Source organism: Micromonospora citrea (assembly GCF_049629545.1).
GTDB lineage: Bacteria > Actinomycetota > Actinomycetes > Mycobacteriales > Micromonosporaceae > Micromonospora > Micromonospora citrea_A.
Genome location: NZ_JBNADX010000039.1, coordinates 24,073 through 39,159 on the forward strand (window position 1 = coordinate 24,073; position 15,087 = coordinate 39,159).

Consider the following 15,087-nt stretch of genomic DNA (forward strand, 5'->3'; position numbering starts at 1 on the left):
CCCGCGCCGCCTCGTGGGCCGGGCCGTCGACCCACCCGTACCCGGCAGCTCGACCTCACAGGCCGCCCCGCCCTGGCCGGGTGGCCCACCGGCCTCTCGTCACACTCGGTGACGCTCGCGGCCAGCACGTCCACAGCCCCTCACCGCCTTGCTCTGCTGCCCCCGACGCACCAGTCACGCTCCGCATCCGCCTGGCCTGGGCGCTCTCTGGCGCGCCGCTACCCGTTGCCCAGGTGGCAGCTGGTGGCGCGTCGGTGGCAGCAGAGCAAAGGACGCTCACACCCTTCCTCGACCCCGCCAGCCGTCGTCACTCTCCGTGCCGCACCCCGTGCGTGACCCTCCGTGCACGACCCGCCGCCAGTCGTGGGAGTGACCAGGGACACTCGCAACGCTCTGACATTGTGTGCAAGTATTGTCAGCATGTCGAACGAACGGTTGGAGGCGATCCTCGCCGCCGCGTACGAGTGCTTCACCCGGCACGGAGTGCGGCGCACGACGATGGACGACATCGCCACGACGGCCGGGATGTCACGCCCCGCCGTCTACCAGTACGTCCGCAACAAGGACGACGCGTTCCGGCGGCTGGCCGAACGACTCTTCGCCGACTCGCTGGCCGAGGCCCGGCGGGCGGCCGCCACCGAGGGCGTACCGCTGGCGCAGCGGCTGTACGACGTGCTCGCCGCCAAGCTCGAACTGACCCTCAAGCTGCACCGGGAGAGCCGGCATGCCGCCGAACTCCTCGACACCAGCACGAAGCTCACCGGAGACCTCGTCGAGGCGTACACCCGGGAGCTGACCGACCTGTCGACCGCCGTCCTCGCCGACGCCGCCGGGCCCCGCGCCCGAGCCGTCGCCGACGTGCTGGTGGCGCTCACCCGCGGCCTGGAGGCCGACCTCACCGACCCCGACCTGCCCCGGCAGCGACTGCGTGACGGGGTCACGCTGCTCGTCGCCGGCCTCACCCACCCCGGAGCCCCCGCATGACCACCACCGTCCTGATCACCGGCACCTCCTCCGGCATCGGCCGGGCCACCGCCCGCCGGCTCGCCCGCCGTCCCGACTTCACCGTCTACGCCACCGCCCGCAACGTCGACGCCATCGCCGACCTCGCCGACACCGGCGCCCGGGTGCTCCCCCTCGACGTCACCGACGAGGAGTCCATGCGCGCCGCCGTCACCGCCGTGGAGGCCACGCACGGGCAGGTCGACGTGCTGGTCAACAACGCCGGCTACGGCGAGTACGGCCCGATCGAGGCAGCGTCGATGGACCGGGTCCGCGCCCAGTTCGAGACCAACGTCTTCGGGCTCAGCCGGCTCACCCAGCTGGTGCTGCCGGGTATGCGCCGCGCCGGCCGGGGCCGGATCGTCAACGTCAGCTCGATGGGCGGCCGGCTGGTCTTCCCCGGCGGCGGCTACTACCACGCCAGCAAGTACGCCGTGGAGGCGATCTCCGACGCGCTGCGCCAGGAGGTGCGCCCGTTCGGCGTCGACGTCGTGCTCGTCGAGCCCGGCCTGATCCGCACCGGCTTCGGCACGGTGGCCGCCGAGTCGCTCGGCTCCGGCGCGGACCCGCACGGGCCGTACCGGGAGATGACCGCAGCGATCGACGCGGCGATGGCGCGCGGGTACGCCAACCCGAGGTTGGCCGCGACGCCGGAGACGGTGGCCCGGGTGATCGAGCGGGCGGTCACCGCCCGCCGTCCGCGCACCCGCTACCTGGTCACCGCCGCCGCCTGGGCGATGGTGCACACCCGGCGACTGTTCGGCGCACGGGTCTTCGACACGGTGGCCCGGCTCCAGTTCCGCTGACCCGGCCGGCGTCCGCGCCGGGTAGGCGGGTGGGTGTGGCGATCCCCGCCCGCCGGCCCGGCGGCCGGACTAGCGTCGGTGGGGACGGCGTGGCCGTGCCCTGCGGGACGCCCGGGAGGTGAGCCGGATGACCGGATCCGCCGGCGCGCCGGTGGTGGCCGGCGTCGGCCCGTCCGCGCAGGGCATGCAGGTCGTCCGGCTGGCCGCGCGGGAGGCCGCCGCGCACGGCCGCGACCTGGCCCTGCTGCACGCCTTCAACTGGGCGGCCGCTCTCGAGGCGCCCTCGGTCGCCGGCCCCCGGGCCCAGGCCGAGGAACTGATCGCCCGGGCCGCGCGGATCGCCAACGAGGTCGAGCCGGGAGTGTCGGTCAGCGCCGAGATCGTCGAGGGTTCCCCGGTCGAGGCGCTGATACGCCGCTCCGAGACGGCGTTCATGGTGGGCATCGGCGACGGGGGCATGACCGGCTGCGAGGGCTGCGTGCCGGCCGACTCCCCCGCCCTCCAGCTCGCCGCCCGGGCCGGCTGCCCGGTGCTGGTGGCCCGACCTGAGCCGCCGCCGAGCGGACCGGTCCTGGTCGGGGTGGACGGGTCGGAGAGCGCCCTGACCGCCCTCGGCTTCGCCTTCGACTGCGCGTCCCGGCGACAGGCCCGGCTGATCGCGGTGCGGGTGGTCGAGCCGGGACGCCCCGACGTCGGCGAGGAAGTGCTCGCCGAGGCGGTGGCCCGGACCGGCCGGGGCCACCCCACGGTCGCCACCGAGTGCCACACCGTACGCGGCGACCCGGGCACCGTCCTGGTGGAACAGTCGCGGTCCGCGCAGGTCACCGTGGTCGGCGCCCGGGGGGACGAGCCGTGGCGCGGGATGCTGGGCGCGGTGAGCCAGACCCTGCTCTACCACGCGCCGTCCCCGGTCATCGTCGTCCGTGGATTGACCGGGGCGGCGCAGGACGGGACATGACGCCCCTGCGTCCCGGGACCAACGACCCTGATCCACTTCGCCCGACTGGACGAAGCTGGAGGTGCCCGGGGAGGAAATCCGGCTTCCGGGTGCAGAATTCCGCGACCCGCGAGAGGCTATTGCAGCATGGACACCGCTCTCGACCTGCACGGCCCACTGACCGAAGACGAGCTGCGCCGGCTGGACGCCTACTGGCGGGCGGCCAACTACCTCACCGTCGGCCAGATCTACCTGCTGGACAACCCGCTGCTGCGTGAGCCGCTGAAGCCTGAGCACGTCAAGCCCCGGCTGCTGGGCCACTGGGGCACCAGCCCCGGGCTCAACCTGCTCTACACGCACCTCAACCGGGTCATCGTCGACCGGGACCTCTCGGCGATCTTCGTCACCGGCCCCGGCCACGGCGGTCCGGCCCTGGTGGCGAACACCTGGCTGGAGGGTACCTACAGCGAGCTGTACCACTCGGTCAGCCGCGACGAGACCGGCATGCAGCGGCTGTTCCGGCAGTTCTCCTTCCCCGGCGGCATCCCGAGCCACGTGGCGCCGGAGGTGCCGGGTTCGATCCACGAGGGCGGCGAGCTGGGGTACGCGCTCAGCCACGCGTACGGCGCGGCGTTCGACAACCCCGACCTGCTGGTCGCCTGCGTCATCGGCGACGGCGAGGCCGAGACCGGTCCACTGGCCGGCAGTTGGCTGTCCAACGTCTTCCTCAACCCGGCCCGCGACGGCGCGGTGCTGCCGATCCTGCACCTCAACGGCTACAAGATCGCCAACCCGACGGTGCTGGACCGGATCTCCACCGAGGACCTGATCGACCTGATGCGCGGCTACGGGCACCAGCCGTACATCGTCGAGGGCGACGACCCGACGAAGGTGCACCAGATGCTGGCGGCCACCCTCGACCGGGCCTGCGACGAGATCGCCGAGATCCAGCGCCGGGCCCGCTCCGGCGGCGCCGTCGAACGCCCCCGCTGGCCGATGATCATCCTGCGTACGCCGAAGGGCTGGACCGGGCCGGCGCGGGTCGACGGCAAGCAGGTCGAGGGGACCTACCGGGCCCACCAGGTGCCGATCTCCGAGGTCCGGAAGAACCCGGAGCACCTGGCCGAGTTGGAGCGCTGGCTGCGCAGCTACCGGCCGGAGGAGCTCTTCGACGCCACCGGCGCGCCGGTCGGCGAGCTGGCCGCACTGCCGCCCACCGGTGACCGGCGGATGAGCGCCAACCCGGTCGCCAACGGCGGGCGGCTGCTGCGCGACCTGGACCTGCCGGACTTCCGCGACTACGCGGTCGACGTCAAGAAGCCGGGCGAGCCGGCGGTCGGCGCCACCGGCGTGCTCGGCACCTGGGTCCGGGACGTGATCACCCGCAACCCGCAGACGTTCCGCCTGTTCGGCCCGGACGAGGTCGCCTCCAACCGGCTCGGCGCCGCCTTCGAGGTCACCGACCGGGCGTTCGTGGCCCGCACCGTCGAGGGCGACGACCACCTCTCCGCCGACGGCCGGGTGATGGAGGTGCTCTCGGAGCACCTCTGCGAGGGCTGGCTGGAGGGCTACCTGCTCACCGGCCGGCACGGCATCTTCACCAGCTACGAGGCGTTCATCCACATCGTCGACTCGATGGTCAACCAGCACGCCAAGTGGCTGAAGGTGACCCGGGGCATCCCCTGGCGCGAGCCGGTCGCCTCGCTGAACTACCTGCTCTCCAGCCACGTGTGGCGGCAGGACCACAACGGCTTCTCGCACCAGGACCCGGGCTTCATCGACCACGTGGTCAACAAGAAGGCCGAAGTGGTCCGGGTCTACCTGCCGCCGGACGCCAACACCCTGCTCTCCACCATGGACCACTGCCTGCGCAGCCGGCACTACATCAACGTGGTGGTCGCCGGCAAGCAGCCGGCGCCGAACTGGCTGAGCATGGACGAGGCGGTCCAGCACTGCCGGCGCGGTCTGGGCATCTGGGACTGGGCCAGCACCGACGAGGGCGCCGAGCCGGACGTGGTGCTCGCCTGCGCCGGCGACGTGCCGACGCTGGAGACCCTCGCCGCGGCCGAACTGCTCCGGCAGCACCTGCCCGAGCTGAAGGTGCGGGTGGTCAACGTGGTCGACCTGATGCGCCTGCAACCGCCGTCGGAGCACCCGCACGGCCTGCCGGACAACGAGTTCGACACCATCTTCACCCGCGACAAGCCGATCATCTTCGCGTACCACGGCTACCCGTGGCTGATCCACCGGCTCACCTACCGCCGGGCCAACCACGACAACCTGCACGTGCGCGGGTACAAGGAGGAGGGCACCACCACCACGCCGTTCGACATGGTGATGCTCAACGACCTGGACCGGTTCCACCTGGTCATCGACGTGATCGACCGGGTGCCGGGGCTCGCCTCGCGCGCCGCCCACCTGCGCCAGGAGATGGTCGACGCCCGGCAGGCCTGCCGCGACCACACCCGCACGTACGGCGAGGACGACCCCCGGGTCGCCGAGTGGCGCTGGATCCGCGAGACGGACCAGGCGCTGCGCGGCGAGCAGTGACCCCCACCGATCGACAGGAGGTGAGCGCGGTGAGCGGCGACGAGATCCTGGTCGGCTACGACGGTTCGACCGACGCCACCCTGGCGCTGAACTGGGCGCTGGACGAGGCGCGACGCAGCGGCCGACCGGTCCGCCTAGTGTACGTCTTCGAATGGCTGACCGTGGCCGGTTGGATCGGTCCGGGGGTGGCCCCGGGGATCTGGCCGGACGAGACCGCCCGCCGGCAGGTCGAGGAGCTGGTCCGCAAGGCGGCGGCGGACGCCACCGCCGAGCGGCCGGGCGTGACCGTGCACGGGGACGTCCTCGACGGCCCGCCGGCCCTGGTGCTCCAGGAGCGTTCCGCCGACGCGGGGCTGCTGGTGCTGGGCAGTCGGGGCCACGGCGGCTTCGGCGGCCTGCTCGCCGGTTCCACCGCCGTCTCGGTGACCGCCCACGCGCACTGCCCGGTGGTGGTGGTCCGCGACGGGCAGGCCGACGCGGCGGGGCCGGTGGTGGTGGGCGTCGACGGCTCCGAGTCGTCCCAGGTGGCGCTCGGCTTCGCGGTGGAACGCGCCGCGCAGCGGGAGGTGCCGCTACGGGTCGTCCGGGTCTTCGATCCGCCGGGTGAGCGGTGGCGGCCGTCGGACCACGACGAGCGGGCCACCGCCGACGAGGAACGCGCCGCCGTCGAGAAGTCCCTGACCCGGTGGCGGCAGACCTTCCCCGACGTGGCGGTCGAGGTCGACGTTCGGCCCGGCAACCCGGCGGCCACGCTGGTCGAGGCGAGCCGGGACGCCCAGCTCGTGGTGGTCGGCAGCCGGGGCCGGGGCGGGCTGCGGGGCATGCTGCTCGGCTCGGTCGGCCAGCAGCTCATCCAGCACGCGCACTGCCCGGTCGTGGTGGCCCGGGAACGCTGAACCGTCCGTGCCGTGCCCGGTCCCGCTGTCGTCGGGGCCGGGCACGGTCACGTCCGGGCCGGCCCGCCCTCGCCGGGGGCGGCGGGATCGAGCGTGAAGTAGTCCTCCTCCTCCTGGGCCAGGTGCAGGCGCAGCACCGCGTCCAGCCCGTAGAGGGCGGCGAGCAGGTCCGGCACCTGGTCGCGGTGCAGCGGCCCGGCGCCGGCCTGGGCCAGGTGAGCGCCGATCCGGTCCACCAGCCGGCGGATCTCCAGGTGCCCCCGGCTCATCGTGGACGTCGCCTCGGCGCTGCCCAGCGGCCCGGCCAGCGCCGGGTAGAGCTGGCGTTCCTCGGCCGACTCGTGCGGCAGCACCTCGTCGGTCAGCCGCCGGTGCGTCGCGCGCAGCGCCGGCAGGCACCGCGGGTCGTCCGGGCGGGTGGCCACCAGGTCCGCGGTGTCGCGCAGCCCGGCCAGCACGTCGCGTACCCCGGCGTGCTCGCCGGCGTACCGGTCGAGCAGCGCGCGGGTGGCCGGCGGGACGTCGCGGCGGCGCAGCCCGCCACCCAGGGCCCGCAGCGCGTTGAGGATCACCAGCACGTCGATGCCCTCCTGGAGGAACGCGCCGCCCACCGGGGGCAACCGGCCGGCCGCGGCGACCAGCATCGCCGCCACCGCCAGCCCCATCCCGACCGTGGCGCTCTGCACCGCGATCCGGCGGGCGTACCGGGCGATCTCCACGGCGTCGGCGAGCCGGTCCAGCCGGTCGACGGTGAGCACCGCGTCGGCCACGTCGGCCGAGGCGGTCGCCCCGGTCGCGCCCATCGCCACGCCCACGTGCGCCGCGGCGAGCGCCGGGGCGTCGTTGACGCCGTCGCCCACCATCACCGTCACCGCCCGCTGCGACTCCTGGCGGACCCGGGCCACCTTCTCCTCCGGCGAGCACTGCGCCAGCGCCTCGTCCACCCCGACCGCCTGGGCCACCTGATCGGCCGTGCGGGGCCGGTCCCCGGTGAGCATCACCAGGCGGGTCAGCCCCGCCTGGCGCAACCGGCGGACGGTGCGGCGGGCGTCGGGGCGTACCGGGTCCTCCAGCAGGATCGCGCCGAGCGGGCCACGCTCGTCGCTCACCCAGACCGTGGACCGGCCGGCGATCTCGGCGCGCTCGCGGGCCGATCGCGCCCACTGCGGTGGCTCGCCGGCGAGCTGGCCGACCTTCACCAGCCGCCCGTCCACCCGCCCGGTGACGCCCCGGCCGGGCTCCTCGGTCACCTCGGTCGGCTCGGTCAGCGGCACACCCCGGTCCCGGGCCTGACGCACCAGCGCGGCGGCCAGCACGTGCGGGGAGAGCTGTTCCACCGAGGCGGCCAGCCGCAGCACCTCGTCCCGGTCCCCGCCGGGGGCGACGACCGTCTCGGTGGCCCGGGGCCGGCCGGCAGTGAGCGTGCCGGTCTTGTCCACCAGCAGGGTTCGAGCGCGGCCGAGCAGTTCCAGCGACCCGCCGTCGCGGACCAGCACCCCGCGCCGGGCCACCCGGGACAGCCCGGAGACGATCGCGATCGGGGTGGCCAGCAGCAGCGGGCAGGGGGTGGCCACCACCAGGACCGCGACCGCCCGGACGAACTGCCCGGAGAGCAGCCACGCCGCACCGGCCAGCACCAGGGTGAACGGCACGAACGCCGCCGCGTACCGGTCGGCGAGGCGGACCATCGGGGCCTTGCGCGCGGTCGCCTCCTCGGCCAGCCGGACGATGCCCGCGTACGTGCTCTCGGAGGCGCTGCGGGTGGCGCGCAGCCCGACGGCGGCCCCCGCGTTGACCACGCCGCTGGCCACCTGCTCCCCCGCCGACCGCTGGACCAGTTGCGACTCGCCGGTGACCACCGACTCGTCGAGGGTCGCCGCGTCCTCCAGGGTGCCGTCGACGGGCGTGACGTCGCCGGGGCCGACCAGCAGCCGGTCGGCGACCGCGACCCGGTCCAGCGGGACCACCTCGATACCCCCGTCGGGGGTACGCCGGCGCGCCTGCCGGGGCGCCCGTTCCAGCAGCGCGCGCAGGTCGCGCGTCGCCCGCCGCTGGGCGTACTCCTCCAGGGCCCGGCCGGTGGCGACCATGACGGCGATCACCGCGCCGGCCAGGTACTCCCGGACCAGCAGCGCGCCGGCCAGGGCCAGCACGGCGATCACGTCCACCCCGAACTGCCGGCGCACCACCTGGCGCAGCACCGCCCAGGCCGCCGGCAGCAGCGCCACCAGGGTCACCCCGGCCCAGACCAGGTCGGCGGCGCCCCGCAGGCCGGCGAACCGGAGTGCGGCCCCGACGAGCACCGCCACGGTGAGCAGGGTCAGTGGTGCCCACTCGCGCCAGTCCACCCGCCGCCGGGCGACCGGCTTCTCCGGTACGCACCCGCGCGGATCGGCTCCCACCTGGGGATCGTCGCAGGGGTTGCCGGCCGGCACGGAGCGATCCGGAGGAAACGGGCGGGCCGACACATCCGACGACGGCCCGGCTGCGTACTCTGCGACGGATCCGGGCATCACGCAGGATGCAGCCGCATCCCCGCCCGCGGCACCGCCGGGCTGGGGCACGATGGGGAGAAACGGAAAGGTCGTGACGATGAGCCACGAGACGCCGGGACAGGACCGCCCGCTGACCACCGCGCTCGCGGAGGCCGCCGCGACCGCCGGCTACGCCCCGTCGGTGCACAACACGCAGCCGTGGCGGTGGCGGGTCCTGCCCGACGCCCTGGAGCTGCGGGTGGTCCGCGACCGCCAGCTCACCTCCACCGACCCGGAGGGCCGGCTGCTCGCGCTCAGCTGCGGCGCGGCGCTGCACCACGCCCGCCTCGCGCTGACCGCCGAGGGCTGGACGGCCGTGGTGGAGCGACTGCCCGACCCGGCGCAGCCGGACCTGCTGGCCCGGCTGACCGGGCTGACCCACGCCGGCGCCGAACCGGACGCCATGCGCATGGTGCAGTGCATGCAGGTCCGGCACACCGACCGGCGTCCGGTCAGCGACGAGCCGGTCTCCACCGGCGCGCTCGGCGAGATCGTCCGGGCTGCCGCCGACGAGGGCGCCAACCTGCAGATCCTCGACTCCGACCAGGTGATGGAGTTGGCCGCGGCGGCCGGGCACGCCGGGGCGGTCGAGGCCGAGGATCCGCAGCTGCGCGAGGAGCTGCTCTACTGGACCAACCGGGCCGGCACCGGCACCGGCCTGCCGCCGGAGGTGCTGCCCACGCAGCAGGCGCAGACCACCGTGCCGGGCCGTGACTTCGGTCGCGCCGGCACCCTGCCGGTCGGCCCGGGCCACGACAAGGCCGCCGTGTACGCGCTGCTGCACGGCGACGAGGACGAGCCGGACAGCTGGCTGCGCGCCGGCGAGGCGCTCTCCGCGCTCTGGCTGACCGCCACCCGGCTCGGCGTGTCGGTGGTGCCGCTGTCGGGCGTGGTGGAGGTGGCGGGCACCCGGCAGACGCTGCGTCAGCTGCTCAGCGGCATGGGCCACCCGTACATCGTGCTGCGGCTGGGGATCGCCGACCCGGCGCACGCGGGGCCGCCGCACACCCCGCGGCTGCCGGTGGAGCAGGTGGTGGACACCACAGCGGTGCGCGGGCAGACGCCCTGACGATCTCGTGCTGGTCGGTCACCGGGCGGTAACATCGCCCGGTGGCCGCACCGAACCCCCGTTACGAGCACCCCACCCCGTCACTGGGCCTGAGCCCGCTGTCGCGGGTCCGCCTCGACGAACTGCTCCAGGAGATGCTGGACCGGGTCGGCGAGGTGGTGACCAGCCGGGAGCGGCTGCGCGCCCTGCTCGACGCGGTGGTGGGCATCGGGTCGGACCTCGACCTGCGCAGCACCCTGCAACGGATCGTGCAGTCGGCCTGCGAGCTGGTCGGCGCCCGGTACGGCGCGCTCGGCGTGATCGGACCGGACCGCATGCTGCACGACTTCATCATCCACGGCATCGACGAGGAGCTGCACGCCAAGATCGGCGACCTGCCGCACGGGCGGGGCGTGCTCGGCCTGCTCATCGACGACCCGCGCCCGGTGCGCATGCCGGACATCACCCAGCACCCGAAGTCGTACGGTTTCCCGGCGCACCACCCGCCGATGCACAGCTTCCTCGGCGTCCCGGTCCGTATCCGCGACCAGGTCTTCGGCAACCTCTACCTCGCCGAGAAGCAGGGTGCCCCCGAGTTCACCGAGGACGACGAGGAGATCGTCGTCGCGCTCGCCGCGGCGGCCGGTGTGGCCATCGAGAACGCCCGCCTGTACGCCCTGGCCCACCGGCGGGAGCGCTGGCTCGCCGCCACCGCCGAGATCACCTCGGTGCTGCTGGGCGAGGTCCGCCGCACCGACGCGCTGACCCTGGTGGCCCGCCGGGCGCGGGAGGTCGCCGAGGCGGAGCTGGCCGTGGTGCTGCTCTACGACGAGGACGCCGGGCAGTTCACCGTCGAGGTGGTCGACGACGCCGACGGGGCCGCCCGGGCGTTGGTCGGCGCGGTGCTGCCGGCCGCCGAGACCACCTTCGCCGGCTCGGTCACCGAACGCCGCCACGAGCTGGTGGAGAACCTGGCCCAGTCCGCCCCGTGGCCGACGCCGGTGGTGGCCGGGCCGGCCGTGGTCTCCCCGCTCGCCGCGGCGGACACCCTGCACGGTGTGCTGGTGATCGCCCACCGTCCGGACGCCGCCCGGGCGACCGAGGACGACGTGACGCTGCTGGGCAGCTTCGCCGGCCAGGCGGCGCTGGCCATGGAGCGGGCCCGGGGCCAGGAGGAACGGGAGCTGCTGGTCGTCCTGGAGGACCGCGAGCGGATCGCCCGGGACCTGCACGACGTGGTCATCCAGCGGCTCTTCGCCACCGGTCTGCAACTGCAGAGCGGCGCGATGAACGCCCGCCCCGAGATCGCCAAGCGGATCAACGCGGCCGTCGACGACCTCGACGCCACCATCCGGGACATCCGCCGCACCATCTTCGAGCTGCGTACCCCGATGAGCGCGGCGCTGCGCACCGAGATCCGCGAGGCGGTCGACGTGGCCGCCGAGTCGCTGGGCTTCCGCCCCACGCTGGACCTGGACGGGCCGATCGACAGCGCGGTGCCCGACGCGGTCCGCCCCGACCTGGCGGCCGTGCTGCGCGAGGCGCTCTCCAACGCCGTACGGCACGCCGAGGCCAGCCGGGTCGCCGTCGCCGTACGGGTCGAGGCCGGTCGGGTCGCGGTGACGGTCAGCGACGACGGGGTGGGCTGCGATCCGGCCGCCGCCCGGGGTGGGCTGGTCAACCTGCGTGAGCGTGCCGAGCGGCACGGCGGCGAGTTCGAGGTACGCCCGCTCGAGCCGCACGGCACCGAACTGTTCTGGTGCGTGCCGCTGCGCGACTGAGCACGGCGACGCGCCGGGGGATGTCCCCCGGCGCGTCGGACGATCAGTGGTGGCGGGCGCTCAGTGGCTCTTGCCGAGCAGCCGGGTGGCCAGCACCGCCGCCTGGGTACGCCGCTCCAGGCCCAGCTTGGCCAGCACACTGGAGACGTAGTTCTTGACCGTCTTCTCGGCCAGGAACATCTTGCCGGCGATCTCCCGGTTGGTGAGCCCCTCGGCCACGTACTCCAGGATGCGGCGCTCCTGCTCGGTGAGCGTCTTCAGCTCGCGCGGCTGCTCCACGCCGCTGCGGATGCGCTCCAGCACCCGGGTGGTGATCGCCGGGTCGAGCAGCGACTGACCGGCCGCCACCCGGCGCACCGCGTCCACCAGGTCGGTGCCGCGGATCTGCTTGAGCACGTACCCGGCCGCCCCCGCCATGATCGCGGCGAAGAGCGCCTCGTCGTCCTCGTACGAGGTGAGGATCAGGCCCTTGATGGAGGAGTCCACGGCCCGGACGTCCCGGCAGACGTCGATGCCGTTGCCGTCGGGCAGTCGGGCGTCGAGGATCGCCACGTCCGGCCGCAGCGCCGGGATGCGCCGGGCAGCCTCCTGCGCGGAGCCGGACTCGCCGACCACTTCGATGTCACCGCTGCTCTGCAGCAGGTCGGCAAGGCCACGACGGACGACCTCGTGGTCGTCGAGGAGGAACACCCGGATCATCCCTCGTTTCTACCCGCCGGGGCGCGGCTCATGCACGGGCCGAAGGTCCCTTCCTCGACGCGTACCGGCGGGGAGGGGTGCCCGGGCGGTCGGGCCCTCCGGCCCTGCCCGGCGTACCCCCTGGTGACGGAGTGTGGAGATGAACCACCGGGGGGCGGCACGACCGCCACGGAAGGAGCATCGTCATGGACACCGGCTACACCGTCGCGCAGCTTCGGGCTGCCGCCGCGGACGCTGTCCGCGCACCTTCCCTGCACAACACGCAGCCGTGGCGGCTACGGCTCCGCGACGGCGGGATCGAGCTGTCGGTCGACCGGACGCGGCGGCTGCCCGCCACCGATCCGAGCGGCTGGGGCGCCCGGATCGCGTGCGGGGCGGCGCTGTTCAACCTGCGACTGTCCCTCGCCGTGGCCGGCACGCCGGCGACGGTGCGGCTGCGGCCGTACCCGACGGAACCGGACGTGCTGGCCCGGCTGGTGCCGGACGCGCCGCGACCGCCGACCCCCACCGAGCGGAGCCTGTACGCGGCCGTGCCCCGCCGGTTCAGCAACCGCGCGCCGTTCTGGCCCGACCCGGTGCCGGCGGAGGCCCGGTGGCGGCTCGGTGAGGCGGCCCGCGCCGAGCAGTGCTGGCTGGAGCTGGTGATCGGCACCACCGCGGTCAACGCCTTCGCCGAGATCGCCCGCAGCGCGCACCGGGTGCTGGAACGCGATCCCGGCTACCGGCAGGAACGGGCCGAGTGGATCCGCCGCGAGCCCTCCCCCGACGGGGTGCCGGCCGCCGCCGGCGGCCCGCAGAGCGAGCCGCAGGACCTGCTGCCGATGCGCGGCTTCGGCGGACGCAACCGGGCCCCCGGCCGCGACTTCGAGCCGGAGCCGCTGGTCGCCGTGCTCGGCTCGGCCGGCAACACCACCACCGACCAGATCCTCGCCGGGCAGGCCCTGCAACGGGTGCTGCTCACCGCGACCGACGCCGGGTTGAGCGTCTCCATGCTCTCCCAGCCGATCGAGGTGCCCGGCGCCCGGGAGGCGCTGCGGCTGTCGCTGGGGCGGTTCGGCACCCCGCAGATGGTGATGCGGATCGGGTACGGCCAGCCGGGGGTGGCCACCCCCCGACGCGACATCGACGACGTGCTGGACCTGCCGGTCTCCGTCGCGCCGGCCGCGGGGCTGCCCACGCCGAGCTGACCGGTGCCGCCCCTCGGCGCCGCTGAGGCCGGGGCGCCGCTCGTGGTGCGCCGGTCCCGCGCCCCCGTCCGTCGCGGGACCGGCGCACCACCGTCCGGGTCAGGCCGGGTGGTGCGCGGCGAGCAGCGCCGCCTCCCGCTCGGGGTCGAGTCCGACCGGCGCCCGCGCGGGCCGGCCGGCCCGCTGCGGCACCACCCCCACCCGGCGCAGCCAGCGCCAGGTGTCGGCGACCGTCTCCGCCACCGGACGGCAGGTCAGCCCCGCCGCGTACGCCTTGTCGACGCCGCGCTCCTGCAACCAGCGGTACTCGTGCCCCGGCGGCACCCAGATCGGCAGGTCGTTCCAGGGCACCACCCCGGCGGCGAGGATCGGCTCCGGGTCGGTCCAGCGCAGCCGGGCGTCCGCCCCGGTCACCGCGACGGCGGCGGCCAGCAGCTCGCCCATGGTGGTGTGCCCGGGGCGGCTGATCACGTTGAACGCCCCGCCGGTGCCGGCGGCGGCCCGGTCCAGCGTCCACGCCGCGAGGTCCCGCACGTCGACGTACTGCACGGGCAGGTCGGCCGGGCCCGGCGCCAGCACGTCCCCGCCCCGGGCGACGCGGTGCAGCCACCACGGTAGGCGGCCGATGTCCTCTCCGGGGCCGAGGATCAGCCCGGCCCGCACCAGCAGCGCCCGGTCGCCGAACACCTGCGCCGCAGCCCGTTCCCCACCCGCCTTGTTGTGCGGGTAGTCGCCGTCGTCGGCGTCCGGGGCGGCGTCCATCATCGGCGCCTCCTCCCCCGCGCCGGACGGCAGCGGATGGGCGTAGACCGAGCCGCTGGAGACGTAGGCGTAGTGCCCGACCCGGTCGACCAGCGCGCGGGCCGCGTCCCGCACGGCACGCGGCGCGCCGTCCCAGGTGTCGACCACCAGGTCCCAGTCGCCGCCGGAGAGCGCCGCCAGTCCGTCGCGCGCCGTCCGGTCGCCCCGCAACCGGTGTACGCCCTCGGGGGCGGCCCCGTGCAGCCCTCGGTTGAACACCGTCACCGACCAGTTCCGTCGTACCGCCTCCGCCACGACCGCGCCGCCGACGAAGCCCGTGCCGCCGAGTACCAGGAGTCTCATGCGTCCCAGCCTGTCCCGCCACGGGTCGCGGCGGCACCCGTGTTCACCCGGAGCGGATCTGCCCTCGGCAGAAGACCCGGGATTCCACCGCACGTCGGTGGTTGGCCGCCGTCCGTGCGCGCGGTGTCCGTGGTGTCCGTTTCGGGTACGCGGGCGGGGGTGTCCGCCTCGGGTCGGGCGTTTGGTTGGCGGGTTCGGGTGCGGTTGTTGCTGCCCTGGTGACAACAACAGCACCCCGAACCGGTGTGCGTGGTGAGCGATCCGGGTCGGGTGTCCGGTTCAGGCGACTGCCGTGGTGGTGCTGGTGTGCGGTTCATGCCCGGTCTGTGCGGGTGTCCCGTGACCGGCGGCACCGTGGTGGTGGAATGGTGGCGGGGGCGGGGTCGTTACATCATGTGTACGACCGCAGCAGCACGCCCCGCTGCCAGGCCCCGATCGGGTCGGCCCGGGGTGGTGCCCGGGCCGGGAATGGTGGTGGCCCGCCGGTCGTTACACATGGTCCCGGCGCCGCGAGCCTCTCGGCTTGGCGTGACCGCGAACCCC

At 74.7% G+C, this 15,087-nt stretch carries 11 protein-coding genes; 8 read left to right on the top strand and 3 right to left on the bottom strand.

The window, feature by feature from the left end:
- Positions 1-420: 420 nt before the first annotated feature.
- The 5 genes from ACPFP2_RS28130 to ACPFP2_RS28150 all read left to right on the top strand — a co-directional run bounded on the left by ACPFP2_RS28130 (position 421) and on the right by ACPFP2_RS28150 (position 6,191).
- Positions 421-984, top strand: coding sequence for a TetR/AcrR family transcriptional regulator (locus ACPFP2_RS28130; protein WP_424092998.1), 564 nt, complete (start codon positions 421-423; stop codon positions 982-984).
- Positions 981-1,808, top strand: a complete 828-nt coding sequence (locus ACPFP2_RS28135) for an oxidoreductase (RefSeq protein ID WP_424093000.1) — start codon at positions 981-983, stop codon at positions 1,806-1,808. The genes ACPFP2_RS28130 and ACPFP2_RS28135 overlap by 4 nt, the downstream gene beginning before the upstream one ends.
- Positions 1,809-1,935: 127 nt before the next feature.
- Positions 1,936-2,766, top strand: a complete 831-nt coding sequence (locus ACPFP2_RS28140) for a universal stress protein (protein WP_424093002.1) — start codon at positions 1,936-1,938, stop codon at positions 2,764-2,766.
- Between the two features lie 126 nt (positions 2,767-2,892).
- Entirely contained in the window at positions 2,893-5,295 is a 2,403-nt protein-coding gene (locus ACPFP2_RS28145) for a phosphoketolase family protein (protein WP_424093004.1), read from the top strand.
- Positions 5,296-5,324: 29 nt separating this feature from the next.
- Positions 5,325-6,191, top strand: a complete 867-nt coding sequence (locus tag ACPFP2_RS28150) for a universal stress protein (RefSeq protein WP_424093006.1) — start codon at positions 5,325-5,327, stop codon at positions 6,189-6,191.
- Positions 6,192-6,238: 47 nt separating this feature from the next.
- On the opposite strand, the gene ACPFP2_RS28155 is transcribed toward ACPFP2_RS28150, so the two are convergent.
- Entirely contained in the window at positions 6,239-8,593 is a 2,355-nt protein-coding gene (locus tag ACPFP2_RS28155; protein ID WP_424093008.1) for a heavy metal translocating P-type ATPase, read from the bottom strand.
- 190 nt (positions 8,594-8,783) lie between these two features.
- On the opposite strand from ACPFP2_RS28155, the gene ACPFP2_RS28160 reads away from it, so the two are divergent.
- Positions 8,784-9,794 (top strand): Acg family FMN-binding oxidoreductase, encoded by a 1,011-nt coding sequence (locus tag ACPFP2_RS28160; RefSeq protein WP_424093010.1) that lies wholly within the window; start codon positions 8,784-8,786, stop codon positions 9,792-9,794.
- An 89-nt stretch (positions 9,795-9,883) separates the two neighbouring features.
- Positions 9,884-11,554: a GAF domain-containing protein gene (locus ACPFP2_RS28165; RefSeq protein ID WP_424093016.1), complete on the top strand. Its 1,671-nt coding sequence runs from the start codon at positions 9,884-9,886 to the stop codon at positions 11,552-11,554.
- 60 nt (positions 11,555-11,614) lie between these two features.
- On the opposite strand, the gene ACPFP2_RS28170 is transcribed toward ACPFP2_RS28165, so the two are convergent.
- The gene (locus ACPFP2_RS28170; RefSeq protein WP_091302608.1) at positions 11,615-12,253 is read right to left on the bottom strand and encodes a response regulator; all 639 of its coding nucleotides are present in this window, start codon (positions 12,251-12,253) and stop codon (positions 11,615-11,617) included.
- A 185-nt stretch (positions 12,254-12,438) separates the two neighbouring features.
- Here ACPFP2_RS28170 and ACPFP2_RS28175 point away from each other — a divergent pair, with 185 nt between their 5' ends.
- On the top strand, positions 12,439-13,440 hold the full coding sequence (locus ACPFP2_RS28175; RefSeq protein WP_424093012.1) for an Acg family FMN-binding oxidoreductase: 1,002 nt from the start codon (positions 12,439-12,441) through the stop codon (positions 13,438-13,440).
- A gap of 99 nt (positions 13,441-13,539) precedes the next feature.
- Here the strand turns inward: ACPFP2_RS28175 and ACPFP2_RS28180 are convergent, their stop codons facing one another.
- Positions 13,540-14,544, bottom strand: coding sequence for an NAD-dependent epimerase/dehydratase family protein (locus ACPFP2_RS28180; protein WP_424093014.1), 1,005 nt, complete (start codon positions 14,542-14,544; stop codon positions 13,540-13,542).
- Positions 14,545-15,087: the final 543 nt, after the last annotated feature.